Source organism: Paenibacillus mellifer, from assembly GCF_023195895.1.
GTDB classification, from domain to species: Bacteria; Bacillota; Bacilli; order Paenibacillales; family Paenibacillaceae; genus Fontibacillus; species Fontibacillus mellifer.
Genome location: NZ_JALPRK010000013.1, coordinates 1 through 23,447 on the forward strand (window position 1 = coordinate 1; position 23,447 = coordinate 23,447).

Below are 23,447 nucleotides of genomic sequence, written 5' to 3' on the forward strand. Positions count from 1 at the left end.
CAAGGTGTTTGACTTGCTCATTTAAAACAAACTGACGAGATTTAAAATCTCAGTTATTACTCACTCGTTGTTCAGTTTTCAAAGATCAACTTCGTTTGCTGCCGGCCATTCAAGCGCCGGAAGACTAATATATCATTTCAGCAAGCTTCGTTACAAGAAGTAAATCCTGCCATTTCGCTTACCGCCTACCGTTTATCCGGCAGGACATTTAATATAACATAGGAACAACGCTCACATCAAGGCGTAAGTTTTTCCATTTCTTCCTTCTCGCTTTACTTGTTTACGCATCCTCCGCCCTATTCGAAGCAATCATCTTTCGATGACCACCGTGGGCCGGACAATTAATATATCACTCTTTCAATCTTGCGTGCAAGTAGCAAATCTTACCACTTCCGCCGCCTACCGTTTAACCGGCAGGAGAATCAGTTTAACCTATCGGCTAGGCTCGGTTCAAGTCGTAAGTTTTTCCAAGACGGGCGCGACCCCATAATACAAATAGCCCTCGAAAGGGCCATTTGTAGGAGGTCACCTGCATTTTGATTATAGCGGAGAACTCATGTACCCCGCCGGAGAGACGTATTGATAAAGCGAAGCCATCCGGGAGACGTCCGCTTGCGGCATCGCCGGAACTTCATAATATCCGCGTTCGTTCATGAATTGAAACATTTCATAGGCCATCTGTTGACAGTTATTAGCGCACATCACATGAAGCGAACGCACGTCCGGATCCACGCATTCGGCTGCCCATAACATTCCGATCGCCGAGCCTGCTTTATGGGAATTCAAAAGAATCGTCGATATGGTCATGTCGCTTAACTGCTGGACATTCACGGACGGAGCCGGAATCGATTGCGGTTGTTGAAAGCCGACATGAGGCGTTTGTTGGAGGTTGAGACGGTGTGCAGCCGTGGTTTTGGACACGTCCATCCCTTTAAACTGCATGAGACGGATCACTTGATGATAAGCTCCATCCATCATTTGAATATGGCGCTGTAAAATCGTTCGTAACGCTTGGTCGTTCGTCATTCCGGCAAACAGCGCATGAAGCTCGATATCCGCCGTTAATTTTCGAAGCAATTCGTTTGTTTCCAGAAACTCATGGGCTCCCCAATTTCTCATCATCGTCAATCCTTTCATTGATATGGATATATGGATATCCTGCAGTGGATACCAACGTAGTATTGAACTTACCCGGTCCCCCTTATCCTCCACCATTTGATGGAAACCACACAAAACTTGCATCTTGCAAACAATTGATGATATAAAAGAAACAAGAGGTGAGTTCATTATGGAGAATCCACGTGAGTTGTTTCAAATCATGACCCGCCGTTTCGGGCTGTTAAACAGGAACTGCTGCACCGTTGGCGGCTGCGACATTTCTCTGGTTCAAAATCATATCTTATATGAGATCGACCGCCGCCATAAACCGTCCATGCAGCAGATCGCCGACACCCTGGGGACCGATATTACGACGTTCAGCCGGCAAATCCAGTCGCTGATGAAGCTGAACCTGGTTGAGAAAACGACCGATCCCGACGACCGCCGGGTACAAACCTTATCGCTGACCACCGAAGGCAAATACGTTGCCACGACCATCGATACGCAGATGAACGAATATTTAGAGGAAGTCTTTTCCTTTATGAGCGAATTTGAAAAAGAGACCGTCCTCCGTTCCGTCAAGCTGTTTAATGAAGCGATGGCCAAATCCAGCAAATGCTGCGCTCCGATTTCCGTTTAACCCTTCATAAATTGAAACCAAATAAGCCGGTCAGCGACCCCATGTTATTGTGAGATCGCTGCCGGCTTTTTCACCATCCGCCAGATATTCAAGATTTCAGTTGATTCTCCGCTTCCGCCAAAGCTGCCTGGTCTTCGGCCAAATCCTCTTTAGCCCGTTCCATCGGCTCGGTATTCATCCGGCCGTCGGCTTGGGCGATGGCGTGTTCCGCTTTTTCGATGGCGTTGCGGGCACCTTCCACCGTTTCGTCGCTAGGATGCGATTGAGCTTGGGTTACCGCGCGATGCGCTTTTTTGACCGACTGCTGTGCGAGTGAAATCGGATTTTGCGATTGCATGCTGGAAAACGGATTTTCCATGTTCAGCCTCCTCAAGCGATGATGAGGTTAGGATGCGAAAATAAAGCTGAAATCATGCACAAGGCCGCATCATCCGCGCCGGAACGCCTGCTCTTCCCGCTCCCGCAGCTCGACCCGGCGGATTTTGCCCGTGTTGGTTTTCGGCAAATCGTCGATAAATTCGATTTGACGCGGATATTTGTAAGGGGCGGTCCAGGTTTTGACATGCGCTTGCAGCTCTTTGATCAAATCGGCGTTTCCCTCGATGCCTTCCTTCAACACCACGAACGCTTTGACGATATGGCCGCGCAGCTCGTCCGGGCTCGCGACCGCCGCGCATTCCTTGACGGCCTCGTGTTTCATCAAGGCTTCTTCCACTTCGAACGGCCCGATCGTATAGCCGGAGCTGATAATGATATCGTCTCCGCGTCCCTCGTACCAGAAATACCCTTCCTCGTCTTTATGAGCCCGATCCCCGGTCATGAAATAAGAGCCGCAGACATTTTGCGCCTTCCGCTCGGGGTCCAAATAATAGGATTTAAATAAGGCAGGCATATCGACATGCACCGCAATGTTCCCCACGACTCCGGCCGGCAGCGGCAAGCCTTCTTCGTCGACGATTTCCGCCACGCCAGGTGAAATGGCCTTGCCCATCGAGCCAAGCCGCAGCGGGGTGTCCTTCAGGTTTCCAATCAACAGGGTGCTTTCCGTTTGCCCGTAACCATCACGGATCGTGATATCGAATACGCTTTGGAACTTGCGGATCACTTCCTGGTTTAACGGTTCACCCGCGGAGACGGCACTGCGTAATCCGGACAAATCGTATCCCTCGAGCCCGTCGGTCTTGGACATGATCCGATACTCCGTCGGCGTGCAGCACAGCACCTGAATGCCGTGTTGCTGGATCAGCTCCAAATACCGCCCGGCCCGAAAAGAACCATGGTACACGAATCCGGTCACGCCATTGCCCAGAACCGACAGAAACGGGCTCCAGATCCACTTCTGCCAGCCCGGCGCTGCCGTAGCCCAAACGATGTCGTTCTCCCGGATATCCAGCCATGAGCGGGTGATGCGCAAATGGGCATATCCCCAGCCGTGACTATGCATAACGCCTTTTGGATTCCCGGTCGTCCCGGAGGTGTACGCCAACACGGCTAGATCGTCGCGGTGCGTCTTGACGGCTTCAAATACCTCCGGCTGCCCGTCCATCAGCGATTCGATCGGAGTCCAGCCTTTAGGGATGGACGACATTTCCGCTGCGTCCGATCCAACCAGCAAACGGAAGGCCAACGCAGGCAGGTCATCGCCGATTTTTTCAACCTCCGCCGTCACGCCATGCCATACGACGACGGCGCGTGCCTCGGAATGCCGCAGCCGGTAAGCCAAATCCTTGGCACGCAGCATTTCCGATGACGGAATGATCGTCAGTCCCTGCTTCAAGCAAGCCAGATAGATCGCATAAGCCATAATATGCCGGGGCATCATCACCAGTACGCGATCGCCCGGGCGCAACCCCAAGCCACTTAAGCCGCCGGCCAACCGATTCGCCATGGCCAGCAGCTTCCCGTAAGTAATCTCCTCGTATTCTCCCTGTTCGCTAAGCCACTTCAGCGCGATTTTACCGGGATCATGCCGTTCCATCTCCGAGGTCACATTGTAATATTCGGGAGCGATCCATTGCTCATATGGTTTCAATTTATCCTATCCCCTTCGGAACTCGGTTATCGAGTTCTTTTATATAAACTATTGGACTCATTATAGCACGTAATAGTACCAGGTGCTAAATTTAGCCAAACCCAAGTGTGCCAATAAATCGACAATCGATTGCAGGGCAAAAAAACAAAAAACCCGCGAAGTTGCAGGTTTTTGCTAAGCCCTAGTACATCGCTCGGCACGCTTATTGGCTGTTCGTTTTGTTGGCGGCTTCCTCGATCCGTCTGCGCTTTAGCGTCCCTGCACGCCGCTGCTCGCGATCCAACACGGCTTGGCGGTAGAGCTCCAGCAGCTGGCGGCTGGGTTCGTCCCAGCCAAGCCCGCTCGCTTCCGACCGGGCCGCGGCGCCCATCCGGCGCAGCCGCTCGCCGTCCTGCAGCGGCTGCGCGGCCCGCACGAGCCCGTCCGCCGCGCCGGGCTCGTACAGAAAGCCGGTCGTCCCTTCGGCGACCTGCTCCCGGGTAGGCGCGCTGGCGGCGGCGATCACGGGCAAGCCCGAGGCCATCGCCTCCAGCAGCACCAGCCCCAGCGTTTCCGTGGCCGACGGAAACGCAAACACGTCGCTCGAGGCATACGCCTCCGCGAGCTCCGCCCCGTGCAGGAAGCCGGTAAACACCGTGCCCGTACCGGCGAAATAAGCTTCCAGCGCAGCGCGGTGCGGGCCGTCTCCGACGACGGCCAGCCGGAACCCGCTGGAAGCGGCCAGGAGATCGCGCAGCCGCTCGATCTCCTTCTCCGCCGCCAGCCGGCCGACGTACAGCAGGAGCCGCTTCTCCGGCTCCCCGCCCGACAGCCGGAGGCGCATGGCTTCGCTGCGTCGATGCGGGCCGAACAGCTCCGGATCGACGCCCCGCTTCCACAGCCGCACGTTCCGAAACCGACGCGCCACAAGCTCGCCCCGCACGGCTTCCGACGTGCAGAGATTCAGGTCCGCGCGGTTGTGCAGCAAACGCAGGTAACTCCAAAGCGCCGGCTTTAGCCAAGGCAGCTTATAGTAATCGGCGTATTGCGGAACGTGGGTATGATAGGAAGCAACTAGCGGATACCGCCGCCCAAACCAGACTCCGGCGGCACCCAGCATCGCCGGATTCACCACATGCACCACATCCGGCGAGAACGCGCGCAGCAGCTTGCCTACCCTCCGGCCGGGCAACGAAAGCGGAAGATTCGGATACAGGAAGAAACGAAACGAGGGAATCCCGTAGATTTGCGCGCCCGCGTAAGCCCCAACCCCCTGATCGGGCGCAATGACGATCACCTCATGCCCCTGCTTCGTCAGCCAGCGGATACTGTGCGTTAGCCGAGTAACGACCCCGTTCGTCGACGGAAAAAACGTCTCGGTCACGATCGCGATTTTCATGGACGACCCGCCTCCTTGTTATCCCCATTTCACGCCGGGCAACACGTTGTCCTTCACCACGCGGTCTTTATGCTGAACGGCCGTGCGGAAGATGTCCAGCAACACCTCGTCGGTGAGCAGATTCGGCGTAAGGCCCAACTGCTGCAGCTTGGTGTTTTTGGCATGGTAATAGTGGGTCTCTTTTTCGATCCGCGGATTTTCCAAATGGGCGATGCTCACGGGAATCCCTTCCCGCTCGGCCACTCGCTTCACCTTCTCGGCCAGCTCCAGCACGGAGAATTCCTCCGTAAACTGGTTGAACACGCGGAATTCCCCGCGATCGGCCGGGTGATTTGCCGAGATCTCGATGCATCGCACCGTATCCGTGAGGTTCAGGAACCCCCGGGTTTGCCCGCCGCTGCCGTAAACCGTCAAATCATGCCCGATCGCGGCCTGGATCAGAAAACGGTTGAGCGCCGTCCCGAACACGCCGTCATAATCAAACCGGTTGACCAAAAGCGGATCCAGCTGCGTTTCCTCCGTATGCAGCCCGTAAACCACGCCCTGATTCAAATCCGTCACCCGAATGCCCCAAATCCGGCACATGAACATCAGGTTATGGCTGTCATGAACCTTCGACAGGTGATAAAACGACCCCGGCTGCTTCGGATATGGAAGCACGTCTTTCCGGCCGTTATGTTCGATTTCGAGGTAGCCTTCTTCAATGTCGATATTCGGAGTTCCGTATTCCCCCATCGTCCCCAGCTTGATCAAATGGCAATCGGGAGCAAACTCGCGGATCGCATATCCGACGTTTAACGTTCCGATGACATTGTTGGCTTGGGTGTACACCGCATGTTCGCGGTCGAGCATCGAGTAAGGAGCGGAGCGCTGCTCTGCAAAATGAACGAAGGCATCCGGACGTACCTGGCGCATCACCTCGCCCAAAAAGTCGTAATGGTTCAAATCGCCGAGAAATACGCGGATCGTACGTCCTGTCAGCTCTTTCCAGCGTTCCACTCGCTCTTCCAGCGAGGCGATCGGGGTCAAGGAATTGGAGCGCAGCTCGTCGTCCCACTTGCGTCTAGCCAAATTATCAATGATGGCAACCTCATGTCCCCTTTTGGATAAATACAGCGCCGTCGGCCACCCGCAAAAACCATCGCCGCCCGCTACGATCAAGCGCATCGAAATCGACCTCCTCCATGGCGTCATGAAAATATAGGTTAAACATAACACCCGAATATTAAGGAGGCATAAACTGAACGGAACTTTACGGAGAACGTCCGCCGACGCTTTTTCACTCCCCGCCCGTTCGTGCTACAATAAGGGTTGTTTGTACATAGGAAAAAACGAAAATACGAGAGGAGTCACAACGATGGAAGCTTTCGAGGTACTTCTTGAAAAATACGCCGAATTGGTCATCCGGGTCGGCGTCAACATCCAGCCCGGCCAAAACCTGATGCTGACGGCGCCGCTGGAAACCGTGGACTTTGCACGGATGCTGGTAGCCAAAGCCTATGACGCAGGAGCCAAATACGTCCACGTCGACTGGGAGGACGAGCAAACGACCCGCATCCGCTACGAGCGCGCGTCGGACGAATCCTTGTCCTATTATCCGCAGTGGCTCGCCGACATGGCCGAGCAGTTCGGGGAGGAAGGCGGCGCGATCCTTCGGATCAAAGTGCCGGATCCGGAGCTGTTCCGAGGCATACCTTCCTCCAAAGTATCCACCGCGGTCAGGGCGGCGGCCAGGGCGCGCGAAAAGCATTCCGCCCAAACGCGCAACAACCGGATCACCTGGTCGCTGATCAAAGCGCCAACGAAGGCTTGGGCCGACAAAGTGTTTGCTGATTTGCCCGAAGCGCAGCGCATCCCGGCCATGTGGGAGGCGGTATTCCAAATGAACCGCGTTGACCGCGAGGATCCGATTGCCGCCTGGCGTGAGCATATCGGGCAGTTGAAGGAAAAACAGGAACAGATGAATGCCAAGCGGTACAAAAAGCTGCATTACCGCGCTCCGGGCACCGACCTTCTGGTGGAGCTGCCTGAAGGCTATTTGTGGCTGGGCGGCGGAGATAACAATGCGGCCGGCGACTATTTCGTTGCCAATATGCCAACCGAAGAGATTTATTCGATACCGCACCGTAACGGCGTAAACGGCACCGTAGCCAGCACGATGCCGCTCAATCTGAACGGCCAGCTCGTCGAAGGCCTGACGCTGACGTTTAAGGACGGCAAAGTGGTCAGTTATGACGCGAAATCCGGCCGGGAGCATATGGAGAACCTGCTTAGCACGGACGAAGGAGCGACACATCTAGGCGAAATCGCCCTGGTGCCGCATGACTCGCCGATATCGCGGTTGAACCGGATCTTCTACAATACCGGAATCGACGAGAATGCCTCCTGCCACTTTGCTTTGGGCAGCGCTTATCCGGTCAATATCGAAGGCGGCGCCAAGCTGAGCAAAGAAGAGTTGCTGGCTAGGGGCGCCAACGTCAGCCTGACGCATGTCGACTTCATGATCGGTTCCGCGGAGCTCGATATCGACGGCGAGCTGCCCGACGGCACGATCGAGCCGGTATTCCGCCAGGGGAACTGGGCGTAAGCCACGCCCTCCTCAACGCAAAAGCTCTCCTCCCCGCCAAGCGGAAAGGAGAGCTTTTATTACGATTTCATCCCGGTATAAATATGAACCGCATCCCGCAAGAACTCGGCCGTCCCTGGCTGGTCCTTATCGTAATAAGCCTTGAAACGCTCATCGTCGACGTACATTTGCGCCACCCCGGCATGGGCGTCCTTGCTGTACTCGCTCCAGTAGAACGTCAGCCACTGCTTATGCAAATCGGCGGCTTTCTGGGCGAGTTCACCGGCGGGATCGCCCGTCTTGAAGGCCTCGGCCAGCGTGGCATTCACCTCGTTCGCCAGCTGCGTTACCTTCTCGTATTCCTCTTCGGTCATGTTCATCAGTTTCCGATTGGATTTCTCTACCGTGTCTTCCCCGTATTTTTCGCGGATCTCCCGGCCATATTTTTGCTCGTTCTCCTCGATCATCTGTCGTTTGAAGCCTTCGAATTTTTCTCGATCGCTCATCGTGATTCTCCCTTCCTGCGACGCCATCGTTTTTTCCACATTGGCGATTAGCGCGTCCAATTGCTTGCGTTTGTCCAGGAGCTGATTCCGGTGTTCCCTCAGCGCACGGGCACCGTCGAATCCGGGATCGGTCACGATGGACCGGATGTCCTCCAGGCTTAGGCCAAGCTCCCGATAGAACAAGATCTGCTGCAGCAGATCGACTTCCCGCTGACCGTAAATCCGATACCCTGACGAGCTCGTTCTTGCCGGCTTCAGAAGGCCGATCTCATCGTAATAACGCAGCGTTCGGGTGCTTACCCCGGCGAGGTTACCCAGTTTCTGAATGGTGTATTCCACACGCTCACCTCCTGACAACACTCATGATAAACGTTGACGTAACGTGAAGGTCAAATCTTTTTTTTAAAACATTTTAAGGCCCCGCTCGGACGTGCGGCAACCCCATTTCTTAATTAAAATAAGCTCCAATCAAAGGTTCGCGACAACCGCTCGATCAACTGGACCCCGGCGATGCTGTTGCCTTTGGGGTTTAGTGCAGGCCCTACGACGCCAATGCCGTATCGTCCGGGCACCAGCGTCAAGATCCCGCCGGACACGCCGCTTTTAGCCGGCAGCCCCGCGCCGATGGCGAACTCGCCCGACCCGTTGTACATCCCGCAGGTGACCATGAATGTTTTGGCAATTTGTACATACCGCCGCGGAATCAGCGTTTTGCCGGTCGTGGGATCGGTTCCGTCGAATGCCAGCACCAACGCCATCCGCGCCAGATCCTCGCAGCAGACTTGAATCGAGCAGTGGCGGAAGTAGATGTCCAGCACTTCCTCCACGCCGCAGCCCAAGATTCCTTTATCCAGCAAAAAATAAGCCATCGATCGGTTCAAATGCCCCGTCTCTGACTCCGAGCGGTAAACCTGCAAATCGTAATCCAAACCGGGGTTTCCGGCCAACTCACGAAAAAAGGATAAAATTCGCGCCGATTTCGCCTCCGCATTCTCCCCCTTGATCATCGAGGAGACCACGATCGCGCCGGCGTTGATCAATGGATTAAACGGAATCGCCGGCTGCGCCAGCTCCAGCTTCATGATCGAGTTGAACTGATCACCGGTCGGTTCCATCCCCACTTTGGAGAATACGGCGGATTCCCCATGGTCCATGAGCGCAAGGATCAACGTAAACACCTTCGAAATGCTCTGCATCGTAAAACCCGTCCGGGCTTCGCCGGAGGAAATCGATTGCCCCCGGGGATCCCGAAGATGGATTCCGAGCATATCCTGCCTCGCCTTCGATAGCTCCGGAATGTACTCCGCTACCTTGCCTGCAGCGCTTATTGGCCGGCATTCCTCCACCCACTCTTGAAGATGGAGCTTCAGTTGATCCCACTCGTTCACGACCATGGCAAACCTCCGTATGGTTTATTTATGGCTGATCGTTTAAGCGCTGCTTCGCCAAACGGATCATTTCCTTGACCATCGATCCGCCGATCGCGCCGCCGACCTTGCCGGCTTTCGCCGTCGTCAACTCGCCGTTATCGCCTTCCCGCAGCGTCACGCCTAACGATTGAGCCACTTCATATTTCACGTCATCCGGCCGCTCCGGATTGACGTTGTACCCCTCACGCATCATGACTTCCGCCTTAAACCGGCTTAGGCGCAGCGCCGGATCCGTCTCTTGGCGGCCGTTCCCTTTTGGTTGTACCATGGATATCCCTCGCTTTCAAGTGAGAATTATCCAATAAGATGCCCGGATTGTCGACCGTCAATCCGGTAAACCCAGCTTCATAAATTTAGCGGAATATGGTAATAGTAGGATCATTGTTTTTGGAATGCGTAGGAGGAGGAGTCATCTTGCACGAAAAAATCAGCGCAGGCCAACTGGCTTCGATCGTCATCTTGTTTCAAATCGGCAGTTCCTCTTTATTTTTGCTGGCCAGCGAAGCCAAACATGACGCTTGGATCTCCGTCGCCATAGCGATGGTCCTTGGCATGGGCATGCTGTTATTCGTCACGATACCGATTCAGAGCCGAGCCCCGCATTCGGACTTGATGGAAATGCTAACCCGCTATTTCGGCAAATATCTGGGTTTTATCGTAGGTTTGGCTTACATCGGATATTTCATTTACAAATCGGTACGTAATGTGAGGGAGTTCGGGGATCTGGTGATTCTGTACCTTCTTCCTGGAACCCCGCTGGACATCGTGATGATCGTACTGTTGGCTGTAGGGGCTTACGCCATCATCCAAGGGATCGAAGTGTTTTTTCGGGTAGGACAATTAATGCTCCCTTGGCTGCTGTTGATCTACATCCTCTTGTTCGGCCTTATGTTGATTTCCGGTCTTGTTGATCTCAAGAAACTGCTGCCTCTATTCGAACGAGGATGGATACCGGTATGGAAGGCCGCCGTCCCGGAGGTCATTTCTTTTCCTTTCGGAGAGATGATCGTATTTCTTATATTCTGGAAACATGTCGTCCGGTTTAGCGATATCAAAAAGTTCACCCTGATTCCCTATACCTTCTCCGGCCTCTTTATTGTCCTCACCAACATGCTGATCATCGCCGTCCTCGGTGATTTGTCGGGAGCTTATGTCATCCCGTTCATGTTTGGGACCAGCTTGATCGAAATCGGCGGGTTTCTGGAACGGATGGACCCATTCGTCAGTTTGTTGCTCTTCGGAGGCGTTTTCTTCAAACAGGCGACCTATTATTTGGCGGCGGTCCTGGCGGCGGCAGAGTTGTTTAAAGTAACTCGGCATATTGTGGTCGTTCCCGTTGGTGCCGTCATCTTTGTCGGAGCCAAAATGTTCAAAAGTTATATGGAGCAAATCCAGCTTGGCTTTGAACATAATCTTAAATTTCATTTTCCGATTTTTCAGATCGTTTTGCCCATCATCCTGCTGCTGGTTATGGTCATTAACCATGGATTCAAGCGCAAAAAGGAAAAACGCCAGTTAGACGCCCCTTCAAACGAATAGAAAGGAGAAAAAGCCGTGGGTCAAAAGCATAGGGAGAAGATGCCTCAACCATTATCATTGCATCTGGAAGATAATCTGGCCAGCCTGCGAGCCGCCGCAGACAAACGTTCGGATATGGTGATCCGATCTTTTCACGTTCCTACTGTTAATCAAATGGAATACGCGCTTGTGTATATTGAAGGGCTTGTCGACCTAACCTCTATCAATGAATCGCTCCTTCGCCCGCTCATGTCCGTCCTTTCCGTCCATGACGGGGATTCGGCAGAACGCTTCGCCGCAATTCAAAACTGCGCTTCCGCCGCGGGGCCGACCGTCATCGTTGAAGATATGGAATCGCTGTGGCAGCAAATTATGCAGGGGGATACCGTCATTCTCGCGCAGGGGTATCGTCAAGCCGTCGCTTCCGGTACGTCCGGCGGCGAATGGAGAAGCATCGCGGAGCCAACGACGCAAAATGTGATCCGCGGTCCAAAGGAGGCATTTACAGAAAGTCTGCGCACCAATACGTCCATGATCAGCCGCAGGCTCAAATCCCCGAATCTCCGTATCCAGAACAAAATCATCGGAGAGCAAACCCAAACCAGCGTATCCGTCTTGTATCTAGAGGGTATTGCTGATGACTCCGTTGTCCATGAAATTCAACGTCGCCTTGACCGTATTCAAATTGACGGTATCCTGGAGGGGGGATATATCGAGGAATTGATCGGGGATGCCGCGTTAAGCCCTTTTCCTACGATGTTCAACACGGAACGTCCTGACGCTGTAACCGCCGGCTTGCTGGAAGGACAAATCGCTATTGTTGTCGACGGCTCCCCGTTTGTGCTGCTCGCCCCCGTCACCTTCTTTGCTTTTTTTGAATCCAGCGAGGATTATTATCAGCGGTTTTACATCGCTTCGTTCCTGCGTTTGCTCCGCTTCGGCGCTTTTTTCATCTCCTTGCTGCTGCCCTCATTGTATATCGCCGTGACAACGTATCACCAGGAAATGCTCCCCACGACTTTGCTGGTTAGTTTAGTCGCCCAGCGGGAGGGCGTTCCCCTCCCTGCTTTGATCGAAGCCTTCTTGATGGAAATTACGTTCGAAGTCTTAAGGGAGGCCGGTGTTCGCATGCCAAAAGCCATCGGCTCCGCTATATCGATCGTGGGGGCGCTCGTACTGGGGCAAGCGGCTGTGGAAGCCGGCCTGATCTCCGCCGCTATGGTCATCATCGTGTCTTTTACGGCTATTTCGAATTTCGTGATCCCGTCTCCCAACTTGTCGGTCACGGTAGGACTTATCCGTTTCACGATGATGTTGCTTGGAGGAACCTTGGGACTATACGGCGTTATGGTGGGGTTGATGCTGCTTTGCATACATCTTGCCTCCTTGCGCTCATTTGGCGTGCCGTACCTCATGCCGGTTGCTCCGCTCATTTGGTCGAACCTGAAGGACGTATTCATTCGTTTTCCTTTATGGAGCATGCGTACCCGTCCCGACGGCATTGCGGGTAAGAACCGAATACGGCAAAAGAAAACTCTTAAACCCCAACCGCCCCAGCCAAATCCTGGAAAGGAGTGAAATCATGCTTTTATCGCCCCAAAGGATGAAACCGATTTTTGCGTTTATGATTTGCATCTGCCTTTGCGGATGCTGGAGCCGGAAAGAACTGACGGATTTAGCGATCGTATCGGCGACCGGAGTCGATAGAAAAGATAACCAATGGGAGCTGACCTACCAGCTCGTCACTCCGGCAGCTTCTGCTTCAGGCACGTCAGGGGGGAACGCAAGCTCCGGTCCGCCTATCAGCGTGCTTTCGATTCAAGGAGACACGTTGCGGAAGGCATTTGCTAACAATGAACTGGAGAACACGCGCCAACTGCATATCGGGAATAACCGCGTATTTGTGATCGGCGATGCGGCCGCTAAATATGGGCTGAACTCGCTGATTGACACCTATTTACGGAATCCTCAAGCCCGGGAAACCGTCAGTCTGTTCGTGACCAAAAATAATCCCCGGATCGTCGTGTCCCAATTGATGTATCTTGAAAAAAACACCGGCGAGGGCATTCACAAATTGATTGAAAAAGAAACCCAAAATACGTCCATCCTGCCTAAAGTCAATATGTTCGATTTGGCTACGGAATCGGCAGGTGCGTCCAAATGCGCCGTAATCCCGGAACTGAGGATCTCCGGTAAAGGCGAGCCAGGTTCGACCAAGGCGCTCGAAAACACAACGACGGCTTCAAAACTAAAGTTGGGCGGTTTGGCCATTCTCAATAAAGGAAAGCTGGTCGGATGGCTAAACCAAAAAGAGGCGCTTGGAATCGCCTTTATCCGCAATCGCGTGAACAGGGCCGTCATTTCCTTCGAATTTAGCGGAGGCAAGGAGGGAGACAAGGCAAAATCCACGTTTGAGGTCTCCGACACCACTACCCGGCTAAAGATGAAACGAAAAGAGGGGCGAATCATCGTGACCGCAAACATCAAAGCGAAAGGCATGATCACGGATACCGGTTCCCAACTCGATGCGATCGATCCAAAGGTAGTACGGGAGTTGGAGCAGGGTGTCGGAGACGAATTGCTGCGCATCGTACTAGAGGGATGGCATGCCATACACGGCTTGCGGACGGATGTCGTGGGATTCGCCGATCTATTCCATCGCAAATACCCGCGGGATTGGCAAGAAATTAAAGAGGACTGGGCCGTAGCTTTTGCCGGAATCGAATTCCAACCTTCCGTTGAGGTAACGGTTGAACGCGTGGGATTGATCAACCAATCTTATCAAAAACTTTTGGAGGAATAAACGATTGTTTGTCTAGAGGTTGATAAATGTCATAGTCCAACAGACTGATAAAAAAGATAATTTAAGCCGATAACAATATTTTATAACAATGATCGTAAGGAAGGCATCGACATGAATTTGGACCAGTACCGCCCGATAATCGAAAAACCGCTTCGGGCATCCCTAAAACCCGCGCAGGAGGTTGGAGTCATCCTGCTTTCGGCCTTGCTTGTCGCTGCAGGGCTCGACTTGTTCCTGATTCCGCACAAGTTGCTGTCCGGCGGCGTAACCGGCGTCGCTTCCATCATCAGTTATTTGACCGGATGGAACATCTCGATCGTCTACTTTCTGTTAAACGTTCCGTTGATTTTATGGGGATGGAAAGCCGTAGGCCGGCGTTATATTGTGCTCAGCTGCGTCTCCGTCGTTAGCACCACCTGGTTTATCTCGATCATCCCGGAGGTACAGGTCACGCATGATCCGATTCTTGCCGCGGTGTTCGGCGGGATCATCTCGGCGGCGGGCATCGGATTTTCGCTTCGCGTAGGCGGCTCGACCGGCGGTTTCGATATTCTCGGGTCCATCGTAACGCGAAAAAGGGACGTCCCCATGGGGAACATCCTCTTTCTGCTTAACGGGCTCGTCATTTTGGCCCTCGGCTTTTTTCAAAGCTGGGATCTGGCCCTGTATTCGATGTTATCTACCTTCGTGAAAGGCAAAGTCGTGGACATGATCCACGTCGGGCATATCAAGGTGACCTGCTTTATCATCACGAAGCGCAAAGATGAGGTGCTCTGCCAGCTGCGCAAGCTGCATCACGGCATCACCTGCCTTCATTCCGAAGGCGGTTACCGCGAAGAGCAGAACTATACGCTGATGACCGTAACGACCCGGTACGAGCTGGCGGCCGTTCGAAAAGCGGTGGTCGACACCGATCCTCACGCGTTCATGAATGTGGTCCAATCCATCGAAATCCTCGGACGGTTTGCCAGACCGGTCAAATAGACTTTTTTACTCTAGTTCATAGATTTTATAAAGCTCGTCAAGCAGCAGATTAGCTGCTTTGATGCCGCCGGCCGTGTTCCAGATCGCATCGTCGACTTTGTAGGTCTTTCCGTTCTTGACGACGTTCAAATTTTTCCACAACGGGTCGTTTGTCCAGTCCAGTTCAGTTTGATTCGCTTTGCCGTCGCCCGTCTCATAGGTAAAGTAGAACAACCGGTCGGCATCCACTTCCGGCAGCCGTTCTTTGGTAATCTCATCGACGAACGTATCCTTGGCGTTCAGCGTCATCTGATTTCGGGCCAGGCCCAGCTGTTCAAAAATAATGCCGGAGAACGTGTTCGTATGGTAGACGCGCGTTTTCCCGTCCATGAACCGGACGACCGATACGGTTTCTTTCGCCTTATCGCCGGCTTTGGCTTTAAAGTCCGCGATCCGCGTTTCGAAAGCGCCCAGCAGCTCGTTGCCTTTATCGGTTTGTCCCAACGCTTCCGCATAGAGCTTGAAGTTGTTCATCCAATTCCCTCGCAGGTCCTCGGACATCACCGTTGGAGCGATCGCCTGTAATTGCTCGTATACCTTCTCCTGACGCATCTTGTTGCCGATGATGAGGTCGGGCTGCAGTCCGGCGATCAGCTCCAGGTTCGGTTGGCTTTCTTCGCCTACGACCGTAACCCCTTCCATCTCGTCTTTAATATGCGGATACCAGGGGTCCCCTGTCCAGGAGCGGACCGCTCCAACCGGCTTGATGCCCAAAGCCAACAGCGCTTCCGTTCCCTCATTGGTCAAAACGACGACTTTTTGCGGCGTCCCGACGATCTCGGTCTCTCCCATCGCATGCTTCACGATACGTTTGCCTTCGGCCGACGCGTTATTGTTTCCCGCCTGGTTCTCCGCCGCCGCGCTGCCGTTCGTATCGGCATTGCCGGACGCTCCTTGATTTCCGCCATTCCCGCAGCCCGTGACAACCAGCACAAGCGCTAGCACAACGAAGGCCCACCATATAGAGCGGTTACGAGTTGGATTCATGATTCAATTTCCCCCTTAAAATGAGTCTGCGTGCACAGATTGATAATGATTATCATCTTCACGAATATAGGGCATGATCCTTCCGCTTGTCAATACACGAAGAGAATGATTCTCATACTCATTGACAGTGTCTTCCCCATCTTCTAAGATTTAATGGACATGATCTATTCGATCTGGAAAGTGGGAAACTACCTCATGAAAGGACTCGGCTTGTTGGTTTGCGCTTTGGCGTTGGCCGCAGCGCTCGTATGTAGCATCAGCTTCGGCGTGACGGACATCCCTTTCCCTGCCGTCTGGGAATCCTTCGTTCATCTGAACGGCAGCAACGAGCACCTGCTCATTCAAACGGCCCGCGTGCCGCGCGCCTTTATCGCTGCCGCCGTCGGAGCCTGCCTCGCTGTTGCGGGCGCGCTGATGCAAGTGATCACCCGGAACCCGATCGCTTCGCCCAGCACGCTGGGCGTTAATTCGGGGGCCGCTTTCTTTATCATCCTGGCCACCGGATGGCTGGGCTTATCCGGAATGCAAGCCTTAACCTGGGTGGCCTTGACCGGTGCCGCCCTCAGCGGCTCGGTAGTGTTCCTTCTCGGAAGCTTGGGACGCGACGGCATGACGCCGCTGAAGATTACGCTCGCCGGCGCTTCGATGGCGGCGTTCTTCTCCTCGCTGACCCAGGGCTTGATGCTGTCCGACGGCAAAATGTTCGACCAGGTGCTCGTCTGGCTGGTCGGATCGGTAGCGGGACGGGGGACGGATCAGCTCCTTAATGTGCTTCCTTATATGGGAGTCGGGATCATCATCGCCTTATTATTGGCGGGACAACTTAACGTGCTCGCCATGGGCGATACCGTGGCGCAAGGGCTTGGACAACGCACTGGCCTGATCAAGACGTTGGCGGCAGCCGCCGTGATCCTGCTGGCCGGGGGCTCCGTGGCCGTGGCCGGACCGATCGCGTTCGTCGGCATCATCATTCCGCATATTATCCGCCATTTCGTCGGAACGGATCACCGCTGGATTTTGCCTTATTGCGCCCTGTCCGGGGCTCTACTGCTCGTGTCCGCCGACATCGGCTCCAGATACATCGCCATGCCGAAGGAAATCCCGGTCGGCGTCATGACCGCGATATTGGGCGTCCCGTTCTTCGTTTACATCGCCAGGAAAGGGGTGAAGAACTGATGGCCAAATCCGGTAAAATTACGGTGTTACCCGTTCAATCGCTCGTGCAGGCGAAGAAGAAAAGAACCTTGTGGATATGCCTGCTCTTGTCCGTTCTATGTCTGGGAATGATGGTCATCAGCGTAGGGATCAGCAGCCACTACCTCCCTCCCCTGACCGTTTTAAAATCCATATTCGGCATGGCCGAACCCGGGGATCAGGTCATCGTAGTCAACCTCCGCCTGCCGCGTATCCTGATTGCCGTGTTGGTCGGGGCTTCCTTGGCCGTGGCCGGGGCTATTTTACAGGGCGTCATCCGCAACCCGCTGGCTTCGCCCGATGTTGCAGGAATTACCGAAGGTGCTTCGCTCGGCGCCATTCTGTTTATTTACTTGTTCCAAGGCACGATTTCGATTCACTGGATGCCGCTCGCGTCGATTCTCGGCGCGTTCCTCGTCACGGCGTTGCTGTACGTCTTAGCCTGGAAAAAGGGGGCATCCCCGCTGCGGATCATCCTCATCGGGATCGGCGTATCCGCCGCCATCAAATCGCTGTCCTTTATGCTGATTATCTCCGGACCGATGCAGCAGGCCAACCAGTCGCTCACGTTCATGACCGGCAGCATCTATGGCGTCTCCTGGGAGAACGACGTGCTGACGCTGCTGCCTTGGACGGCCGTCCTGCTGATCTTGACCTGGCTGCAAGCCCGCCAGGTGAACATCCAGGCCTTGGGTGACGATATCGCCACCAGCGTAGGCTCCCGCGTACAGCTGCAGCGCTTGCTGCTGATCGTGCTCAGCGTATCGCTCGCCGGTGCCGCGGTGGCGATCGGCGGCGCCATCGCCTTTATCGGACTGATGGCGCCGCATATGGCCCGCCGGCTGACCGGCCCGTCGTTTTCCGGCGTGCTCCCGGTCAGCGCATTGCTGGGAGCGTTGATCCTGCTTGTCGCGGATCTGGTCGCCCGCACGGCTTTTCTGCCCCGGGACGTGCCTGCCGGCGTGTTGACAGCCGCCATCGGAGCACCGTTCTTTATGGTGCTGCTGTACCGGAACCGAAATCGGCTTTAAACTTTAGCTCAAAACAGCGATAATCGCCTGCATTTTACATCTGGTACGCCTAAATAGCTCCTTTCTGCGAGATTGAAATGCACTTTTGCATTTGAATCGCCTAGCGAACGAAAGCCGGCGCCCCCTCAGGGACGCCGGCTTAATTTATTGATGTGTGATTTACGACCCAGCCCCTCGGTACCGCTTAACACCGTAATTCCAGGAAGTCAAACCGATCGCAAGGAATACGAGGCCCACCAGTGGGGTCAGCCAAGCCATTTGCCGCATCTCCTCGCGTTCCAGGAACAACGAAGCTGGATAGACGCCAACGAAAGCAAACGGCAAAATCCAGGTCAACAACACTTGAATCGCCCGGTTGTAAATCGTCACCGGGTAACGCCCATACCCCTGCACGTTATACATAAGTGGCAGGATTCCGGTTGGCGCATCGGAGTAAAACGACAACGAGGTTAACGTTGTATAGATTCCGGTATAAATCGCTACTGCGCTGAGCGTAAACAGCAGCATAGCAGGAATCGTCCACCATTCCAAGGTAAGTCCCAACTGCCCGCCGCTGATCGCCATGATGATGCCCCCGATGATCGAGCCGACGAGAGCCGGCGGATCGACGTTTTCCAGGAAGATCTGGAATAGGTTATACGCCGGACGTGTCATGATCCGGTCCATTTCGCCTTTGACGATATACCGTTCGCTGAAATTCCAGAGGTTAACAAAGCAGCTAAACACACCGAACGGCACCATGAAGAAGCCATATACGAACACAACTTCGCTTTCGCTCCACCCGCCCAGACTGTTGGTGTGCATGAAGATCACGAAGATAAAGATCAGGTTAGTCGCCTGAAAAAGCAAATCGGAGATGACCTCCACCCAGAAGTCGGCGCGGTAAGTCATGCGGGTTTTCATATAATTTTTCAAGTATTCGCCCATGAGGCCCAAGTAGTACATACTTCCTTAACCCCCTTGCACGAACAGGCGTTTCCGCGAAGCACGGTATAAGCCAATCATCGGTATGAGCAGGATAACAAACCAGACGACCTGAATGCCTAGCACGTTCCAGATCGAAGACCCTTGAATCCGGCCGGTGAAGACCGAACCCGGCAAATACGTGATCGCCTGGAATGGCAGGAACGACATGATACCGCCAAGCCACGCTGGAAACAGGCTAATCGGAATAATCAAACCCGAAAATAAATCGACGACTACGCGTTTCATGCGCATGAAGCCTTCGTTATTTTCCACGAAAAAGGACATGAGTCCTGTGATGACATTTAACTGCGAGTTGATCAGAAAGCTGAAGAATAACATTACGAGAAAACCGATCCATGCGCTTGCCTCCGTCGGCAGCTTGACCGGAAATAACAGCATGGCGATGGCCATACCGGGAACCATTAGCATGATGAAGCGGAACATGCCTTCACCGAAACCTTGCATCATTTTGACGATGAGGTAGTTATAAGGGCGGATGAATTGAATGGCGATGCTTCCGTCGCGGATGTCCGTGGAGATCTCCCGGTCCAGGTTATTGAAATAAAACGCCCGTGCCATCCAGGATACGGCCAGATAGGTCGTCATCTGCGAGGCGGTAAACCCACCCAACTCGCCGCCGCTTCCGTAAATCGCCTTCCACGTAAAATAGTAAACCCCTATGTTGAGCGAATAGATCAAAATGCCCGAATAATAGTTCACCCGATACGCCAGCATCGTCAAGAACCGGATGCGGATAAAATCGAGGTACGCCCCCCATTGGTTAGACATGGATGACCGCACCTTCCTGGCTCTCCATTTCCGCGTCCGTCGGTTTGTCCGCCGAACCGGATTGGTAAATGCTGCGTACGATTTCGTCGGTGTTGGTTTCGATGATTTTGATGTCGGTGATATCCGCCTGACCCACAACCTGTCCCAGCACCTCAGAGACGCCGATATCCCGCGGAATCCAGACTTTGGCGTTCAGGTCGTTTTCCGCCGTCCAGATCACAGGTTGCGCTCCCGTCCATCCCCGCAGCTGGTCGAGCTTGGTGGCCGTTCCGAACTGGAACAGTACCTCCTTGCCCGTACCCCAGCGGTCCTTCAGCTCTTCCAAGCCGCCGTCATAAATGATCCGGCCGTCGTCGAGCATGATGACCCGGGAACACAGTGCTTCGATATCCTGCAAATCATGTGTGGTCAACAGTATTGTCGTGCCATACTCACGGTTCATGTCCTTTAGGAAATCGCGAATTTCCGATTTGACCACGATGTCCAGACCAATCGTTGGCTCGTCCAGGAAGACAATCGACGGATTATGCAGCAACGCCGCAACCAGCTCGCAGCGCATCCGTTGGCCCAAGCTCAGCTTACGAACCGGGCGGTTTAACAGCTCCTGCAGCTGGAGGCGCTCCACCAACTCATCCAGACGTTTCTTGTATTCGTCCTGTGGCACGCGGTAGACCTTGCGCAGCAGCTCGAACGACTCGATTACGCCGATGTCCCACCAGAGCTGGCTGCGCTGGCCGAAAACAACCCCGATATGCTGCACGAACTTCTCGCGTTCGGCGTAGGGCACGTAACCACCGACTTTCAAATGCCCCGATGTCGGCACGAGAATGCCGGTGAGCATTTTGATGGTCGTCGACTTGCCAGCCCCGTTCTCGCCGATATATCCGCAGATCTCCCCCTCCGGAATCTGAAACGAGATATCTTTCACGGCGGCCACTTCGTTGTATTCCCGCTTGAATAAATCAAGAAAGGCCCCTTTGAGGCCTTCGCGGTTTTTCTGCACCTTAAATGTCTTGCGCAAATCGCGCACTTCAATGGCAGCCATGGTATCCCTCACTTATAGAAAATTTTGAACCCGTTATAGAAAATGATAGTCCGCTAAAAATTATATAGTAACTTCCAACAAAGCACCATACCCTCTTTCCACCATTATCCCTTTTGATCAGAGAACAAGAGCACGCCCGTACGTCCCTTGACTTTGCTCCCTTAAAGAAAGGGATAATCATGCAAAACAGCAAACCGAAGCACTTATAGGTTGAAGCGATAACCAACGCCCCAGATCGTCTCGATAAACTGCGGCTTTGATGGATCACGCTCGATTTTCTCTCTTAATTTGCTTATGTAGACGGTGACGGAAGCCAGGTCTCCCAGCGAATCCATCCCCCATATTCTTTCGAATAGATCATCCTTGGAAAATACCCGGTTCGGGTGCATCGCCATAAACAGCAGCAAATCGTATTCTTTACCCGTCAGTGCAAGCTCTTCACCGTTTACCGATACCTTCCGCGACATCTTATCGATATACAAACCGCGAATGCGAAGTTCGTCTTTGTCAGCCGGGCGGGATTGGTTCGTTAACCGAGCATACCGCGTTAGATGCGCCTTGATCCGGGCCATGAGCTCACCCACGCTGAACGGCTTGCTCACATAATCGTCGGCGCCTAATCCGAGTCCACGGATTTTATCAATGTCTTCCTTCTTGGCGGAGACCATCAGGATGGGGATATCCTTGGCCTCCCGTACTTGCTTGCAGATTTCATAGCCGTCCACCCCTGGTAACATCAGGTCGAGCACAAGCAAGTCGTACGGCTCCGAAAGAGCACGCCTCAACCCCTCATCTCCATTAACGGCGATATCCGCCGCATACCCGCTCGCCTGCAAATAATCCCGCTCCACCTCCGCAATCACAGGATCATCTTCAATAATTAATATCCGTTTCATTTACGTTCACCGCCCGTCCGTGAATATGTCTGCAATGGCAGCGTGAATGAGATAGCCGTTCCTACGCCGGCCCGGCTGTCTGCTCGAACGATGCCGCCGTGTGCCTCGATGATCTGCCGAACGATGGCTAAGCCCAAACCGCTGCCGCCGCGGCCGCTAGAGCTGCTCCGTGAAGCTTCGGCGCGATAGAACCGCTCGAATACCTTTGGTAATGCCGCTTCATCTATGCCTGCTCCATTGTCTCGGATGCGTACGAGAGCCTCACGAGGACTAGCTTCGAGCTCCAGGGACAAGCGTTGGTCGGGCTTATTCATATAATGCAAACTGTTGTCCGCAATATTCATGAGTACCCGCTTGAGTTTATCCCGATCGGCGATGGCATACAGCGGACCCTCTACGGCGGTGATAAGTTCAATCTGCACCTGTGCAAAACGCGGGTCGGCTTTCAACTCTTCGCTGCAGCTCTGCAGGAATCCCAGTACATCCACCGGTTCAAAGTCAAATGGCAGGCGCTTCAGATCCAGCTTGGAGAACAAAAACAGTTCCTCAATCATCCGGTCCATATCATCCGCTTTTTGTCCGATCATCGTGATGTATTTGTTGCGTTTCTCCTCCGTATCGGCCACACGGTCGCGCAACCCCTCGACGCATGCTTTAATTCCGGTGATCGGGGTTTTCAGATCATGTGAAATATTAGACAGCATTTCCTTGCGGTTCTCCTCGTACTGGAGCTGCAAATGGATGGAATGCTTCAGTCGCTCGCGCATCTCCTCGAAAGCTTCCCCCACTTCACCGAATTCATCCTTGCGCTGCATCAGGAGAGGATGATCCAGCTCGCCTTCCTTAATCCGTTCCGCCGCGCGTTTCAGCGTGTACAAGGGCCGAAGAATGCTGCGGGATACAAAAAACGTTAGCAGCAAGTTCGTAAATGCAACAATAACCAGCAACGAAAAAAACATCAGTGGCATAAACCGCGACATTTTGCCGAGCAGCGGATTTAAATCGGATAAAAGGTATAGCGTTCCCACGCCTTGGTCGTCAAAGGTAAAATCCACGCGCTCAGCCGTATAGCGGCCCCCAACTTCCGGCCCTCGGCTCATCATCCATCTTGAATGCCCTTCCTGAGCCGTATCGATCCGAGCTAATTCCGCTTCTAAATATTCTTGATCCACATCGGCGGAAGCATAAGTCACTTCACCGTTTCTGACGATCACGAGTCCCGCTTGAAGTTCCCGCAGCGTCTCCCCCGTATCCGCTAGGAAATTCGGGTCAGCCAACAATTCGGGATCCTGCTCGGCAACGAACTTGACGCCGTTCATCAGCTGTTCACGTTCGTTGATCTTCTCCCAAAATTCTGACAGCGCATGTCCATGGAACTGAAAGCCGTCTCCACCGCGGACAGAGGTATCCTCCGTGCCGAAGAAGACGCGCGTCAGCACCATAGCGGTGAGCAGCGTCAGAAATATGGGGATCAACACCATCGCAATGTAAGATAATATCAGTCTTAACCGGATCGTCATCAGCGGCCGTTCCTTTCAAGGAAAT

At 53.8% G+C, this 23,447-nt stretch carries 22 protein-coding genes; 8 read left to right on the forward strand and 14 right to left on the reverse strand.

Annotated elements, in window-relative coordinates; all coding sequences use genetic code 11:
* Nucleotides 1-540 precede the first annotated feature (540 nt).
* Nucleotides 541-1,122 carry a spore coat protein gene (locus M0651_RS14385; RefSeq protein WP_248552439.1) on the reverse strand — a complete coding sequence of 194 codons (582 nt, stop codon included), beginning with the start codon at nucleotides 1,120-1,122 and terminating at the stop codon, nucleotides 541-543.
* A gap of 166 nt (nucleotides 1,123-1,288) precedes the next feature.
* Between M0651_RS14385 and M0651_RS14390 the strand changes: the two genes are divergently transcribed.
* A complete protein-coding gene (locus M0651_RS14390; protein WP_248552440.1) occupies nucleotides 1,289-1,738 on the forward strand; it encodes a MarR family winged helix-turn-helix transcriptional regulator in 450 nt (149 codons plus the stop codon).
* Between the two features lie 88 nt (nucleotides 1,739-1,826).
* Here the strand turns inward: M0651_RS14390 and M0651_RS14395 are convergent, their stop codons facing one another.
* The 4 genes from M0651_RS14395 to M0651_RS14410 form a co-directional block, all read right to left on the reverse strand.
* Nucleotides 1,827-2,096 carry a hypothetical protein gene (locus M0651_RS14395; RefSeq protein WP_248552441.1) on the reverse strand — a complete coding sequence of 90 codons (270 nt, stop codon included), beginning with the start codon at nucleotides 2,094-2,096 and terminating at the stop codon, nucleotides 1,827-1,829.
* A gap of 69 nt (nucleotides 2,097-2,165) precedes the next feature.
* The gene (locus M0651_RS14400) at nucleotides 2,166-3,716 is read right to left on the reverse strand and encodes an acetate--CoA ligase (RefSeq protein ID WP_372490964.1); all 1,551 of its coding nucleotides are present in this window, start codon (nucleotides 3,714-3,716) and stop codon (nucleotides 2,166-2,168) included.
* Between the two features lie 256 nt (nucleotides 3,717-3,972).
* The gene (locus tag M0651_RS14405) at nucleotides 3,973-5,148 is read right to left on the reverse strand and encodes a glycosyltransferase family 4 protein (protein ID WP_248552443.1); all 1,176 of its coding nucleotides are present in this window, start codon (nucleotides 5,146-5,148) and stop codon (nucleotides 3,973-3,975) included.
* 18 nt (nucleotides 5,149-5,166) lie between these two features.
* On the reverse strand, nucleotides 5,167-6,315 hold the full coding sequence (locus M0651_RS14410; protein ID WP_248552444.1) for an NAD-dependent epimerase/dehydratase family protein: 1,149 nt from the start codon (nucleotides 6,313-6,315) through the stop codon (nucleotides 5,167-5,169).
* Nucleotides 6,316-6,505: 190 nt separating this feature from the next.
* Here M0651_RS14410 and M0651_RS14415 point away from each other — a divergent pair, with 190 nt between their 5' ends.
* The gene (locus M0651_RS14415) at nucleotides 6,506-7,735 is read left to right on the forward strand and encodes an aminopeptidase (protein ID WP_248552445.1); all 1,230 of its coding nucleotides are present in this window, start codon (nucleotides 6,506-6,508) and stop codon (nucleotides 7,733-7,735) included.
* A 59-nt stretch (nucleotides 7,736-7,794) separates the two neighbouring features.
* On the opposite strand, the gene M0651_RS14420 is transcribed toward M0651_RS14415, so the two are convergent.
* The 3 genes from M0651_RS14420 to M0651_RS14430 form a co-directional block, all read right to left on the reverse strand.
* Nucleotides 7,795-8,559 (reverse strand): MerR family transcriptional regulator, encoded by a 765-nt coding sequence (locus tag M0651_RS14420; RefSeq protein WP_248552446.1) that lies wholly within the window; start codon nucleotides 8,557-8,559, stop codon nucleotides 7,795-7,797.
* A 113-nt stretch (nucleotides 8,560-8,672) separates the two neighbouring features.
* On the reverse strand, nucleotides 8,673-9,614 hold the full coding sequence (gene glsA, locus M0651_RS14425) for a glutaminase A (RefSeq protein WP_248552447.1): 942 nt from the start codon (nucleotides 9,612-9,614) through the stop codon (nucleotides 8,673-8,675).
* Between the two features lie 22 nt (nucleotides 9,615-9,636).
* Entirely contained in the window at nucleotides 9,637-9,918 is a 282-nt protein-coding gene (locus M0651_RS14430; RefSeq protein ID WP_248552448.1) for an alpha/beta-type small acid-soluble spore protein, read from the reverse strand.
* A 146-nt stretch (nucleotides 9,919-10,064) separates the two neighbouring features.
* On the opposite strand from M0651_RS14430, the gene M0651_RS14435 reads away from it, so the two are divergent.
* The 4 genes from M0651_RS14435 to M0651_RS14450 all read left to right on the forward strand — a co-directional run bounded on the left by M0651_RS14435 (nucleotide 10,065) and on the right by M0651_RS14450 (nucleotide 14,955).
* The gene (locus tag M0651_RS14435) at nucleotides 10,065-11,189 is read left to right on the forward strand and encodes a GerAB/ArcD/ProY family transporter (RefSeq protein ID WP_248552449.1); all 1,125 of its coding nucleotides are present in this window, start codon (nucleotides 10,065-10,067) and stop codon (nucleotides 11,187-11,189) included.
* Nucleotides 11,190-11,204: 15 nt separating this feature from the next.
* Entirely contained in the window at nucleotides 11,205-12,746 is a 1,542-nt protein-coding gene (locus M0651_RS14440; protein ID WP_248552450.1) for a spore germination protein, read from the forward strand.
* 4 nt (nucleotides 12,747-12,750) lie between these two features.
* The gene (locus tag M0651_RS14445) at nucleotides 12,751-13,971 is read left to right on the forward strand and encodes a Ger(x)C family spore germination protein (RefSeq protein WP_248552451.1); all 1,221 of its coding nucleotides are present in this window, start codon (nucleotides 12,751-12,753) and stop codon (nucleotides 13,969-13,971) included.
* Nucleotides 13,972-14,082: 111 nt separating this feature from the next.
* Entirely contained in the window at nucleotides 14,083-14,955 is an 873-nt protein-coding gene (locus tag M0651_RS14450; RefSeq protein ID WP_248552452.1) for a YitT family protein, read from the forward strand.
* Nucleotides 14,956-14,961: 6 nt separating this feature from the next.
* Here M0651_RS14450 and M0651_RS14455 read toward each other — a convergent pair whose 3' ends face one another.
* Nucleotides 14,962-15,981, reverse strand: coding sequence for an ABC transporter substrate-binding protein (locus M0651_RS14455; RefSeq protein ID WP_248552453.1), 1,020 nt, complete (start codon nucleotides 15,979-15,981; stop codon nucleotides 14,962-14,964).
* Between the two features lie 195 nt (nucleotides 15,982-16,176).
* On the opposite strand from M0651_RS14455, the gene M0651_RS14460 reads away from it, so the two are divergent.
* Together M0651_RS14460 and M0651_RS14465 are read left to right on the forward strand one after the other, a co-directional pair.
* The gene (locus M0651_RS14460) at nucleotides 16,177-17,157 is read left to right on the forward strand and encodes a FecCD family ABC transporter permease (protein WP_248552454.1); all 981 of its coding nucleotides are present in this window, start codon (nucleotides 16,177-16,179) and stop codon (nucleotides 17,155-17,157) included.
* Nucleotides 17,157-18,206, forward strand: a complete 1,050-nt coding sequence (locus tag M0651_RS14465; RefSeq protein ID WP_248552455.1) for a FecCD family ABC transporter permease — start codon at nucleotides 17,157-17,159, stop codon at nucleotides 18,204-18,206. The genes M0651_RS14460 and M0651_RS14465 overlap by 1 nt, the downstream gene beginning before the upstream one ends.
* 159 nt (nucleotides 18,207-18,365) lie before the next feature.
* Here M0651_RS14465 and M0651_RS14470 read toward each other — a convergent pair whose 3' ends face one another.
* The 5 genes from M0651_RS14470 to M0651_RS14490 form a co-directional block, all read right to left on the reverse strand.
* Complete coding sequence (locus M0651_RS14470) at nucleotides 18,366-19,151, reverse strand: ABC transporter permease (RefSeq protein WP_248552456.1); 786 nt, start codon at nucleotides 19,149-19,151, stop codon at nucleotides 18,366-18,368.
* A 6-nt stretch (nucleotides 19,152-19,157) separates the two neighbouring features.
* Nucleotides 19,158-19,961: an ABC transporter permease gene (locus M0651_RS14475; protein ID WP_248552457.1), complete on the reverse strand. Its 804-nt coding sequence runs from the start codon at nucleotides 19,959-19,961 to the stop codon at nucleotides 19,158-19,160.
* Nucleotides 19,954-21,006: an ABC transporter ATP-binding protein gene (locus M0651_RS14480; protein ID WP_248552458.1), complete on the reverse strand. Its 1,053-nt coding sequence runs from the start codon at nucleotides 21,004-21,006 to the stop codon at nucleotides 19,954-19,956. Before M0651_RS14480 ends, M0651_RS14475 begins: the two co-directional genes overlap by 8 nt.
* Before the next feature lie 203 nt (nucleotides 21,007-21,209).
* Nucleotides 21,210-21,902, reverse strand: coding sequence for a response regulator transcription factor (locus M0651_RS14485; protein WP_248552459.1), 693 nt, complete (start codon nucleotides 21,900-21,902; stop codon nucleotides 21,210-21,212).
* On the reverse strand, nucleotides 21,899-23,422 hold the full coding sequence (locus M0651_RS14490) for a sensor histidine kinase (RefSeq protein WP_248552460.1): 1,524 nt from the start codon (nucleotides 23,420-23,422) through the stop codon (nucleotides 21,899-21,901). Before M0651_RS14490 ends, M0651_RS14485 begins: the two co-directional genes overlap by 4 nt.
* Nucleotides 23,423-23,447 lie beyond the last annotated feature (25 nt).

Coding starts and splice junctions, on each gene's coding strand:
- M0651_RS14450 (WP_248552452.1), top strand. CDS start 14,083: ATGAATTTGGACCAGTACCGCCCGATAATCGAAAAACCGCTTCGGGCA.
- M0651_RS14410 (WP_248552444.1), bottom strand. CDS start 6,315: ATGCGCTTGATCGTAGCGGGCGGCGATGGTTTTTGCGGGTGGCCGACG.
- glsA (WP_248552447.1), bottom strand. CDS start 9,614: ATGGTCGTGAACGAGTGGGATCAACTGAAGCTCCATCTTCAAGAGTGG.
- M0651_RS14455 (WP_248552453.1), bottom strand. CDS start 15,981: ATGAATCCAACTCGTAACCGCTCTATATGGTGGGCCTTCGTTGTGCTA.
- M0651_RS14395 (WP_248552441.1), bottom strand. CDS start 2,096: ATGGAAAATCCGTTTTCCAGCATGCAATCGCAAAATCCGATTTCACTC.
- M0651_RS14385 (WP_248552439.1), bottom strand. CDS start 1,122: ATGATGAGAAATTGGGGAGCCCATGAGTTTCTGGAAACAAACGAATTG.
- M0651_RS14470 (WP_248552456.1), bottom strand. CDS start 19,151: ATGTACTACTTGGGCCTCATGGGCGAATACTTGAAAAATTATATGAAA.
- M0651_RS14465 (WP_248552455.1), top strand. CDS start 17,157: ATGGCCAAATCCGGTAAAATTACGGTGTTACCCGTTCAATCGCTCGTG.
- M0651_RS14445 (WP_248552451.1), top strand. CDS start 12,751: ATGCTTTTATCGCCCCAAAGGATGAAACCGATTTTTGCGTTTATGATT.
- M0651_RS14490 (WP_248552460.1), bottom strand. CDS start 23,422: ATGACGATCCGGTTAAGACTGATATTATCTTACATTGCGATGGTGTTG.
- M0651_RS14405 (WP_248552443.1), bottom strand. CDS start 5,148: ATGAAAATCGCGATCGTGACCGAGACGTTTTTTCCGTCGACGAACGGG.
- M0651_RS14475 (WP_248552457.1), bottom strand. CDS start 19,961: ATGTCTAACCAATGGGGGGCGTACCTCGATTTTATCCGCATCCGGTTC.
- M0651_RS14480 (WP_248552458.1), bottom strand. CDS start 21,006: ATGGCTGCCATTGAAGTGCGCGATTTGCGCAAGACATTTAAGGTGCAG.
- M0651_RS14460 (WP_248552454.1), top strand. CDS start 16,177: ATGAAAGGACTCGGCTTGTTGGTTTGCGCTTTGGCGTTGGCCGCAGCG.
- M0651_RS14400 (WP_372490964.1), bottom strand. CDS start 3,716: ATGGAACGGCATGATCCCGGTAAAATCGCGCTGAAGTGGCTTAGCGAA.
- M0651_RS14485 (WP_248552459.1), bottom strand. CDS start 21,902: ATGAAACGGATATTAATTATTGAAGATGATCCTGTGATTGCGGAGGTG.
- M0651_RS14430 (WP_248552448.1), bottom strand. CDS start 9,918: ATGGTACAACCAAAAGGGAACGGCCGCCAAGAGACGGATCCGGCGCTG.
- M0651_RS14415 (WP_248552445.1), top strand. CDS start 6,506: ATGGAAGCTTTCGAGGTACTTCTTGAAAAATACGCCGAATTGGTCATC.
- M0651_RS14390 (WP_248552440.1), top strand. CDS start 1,289: ATGGAGAATCCACGTGAGTTGTTTCAAATCATGACCCGCCGTTTCGGG.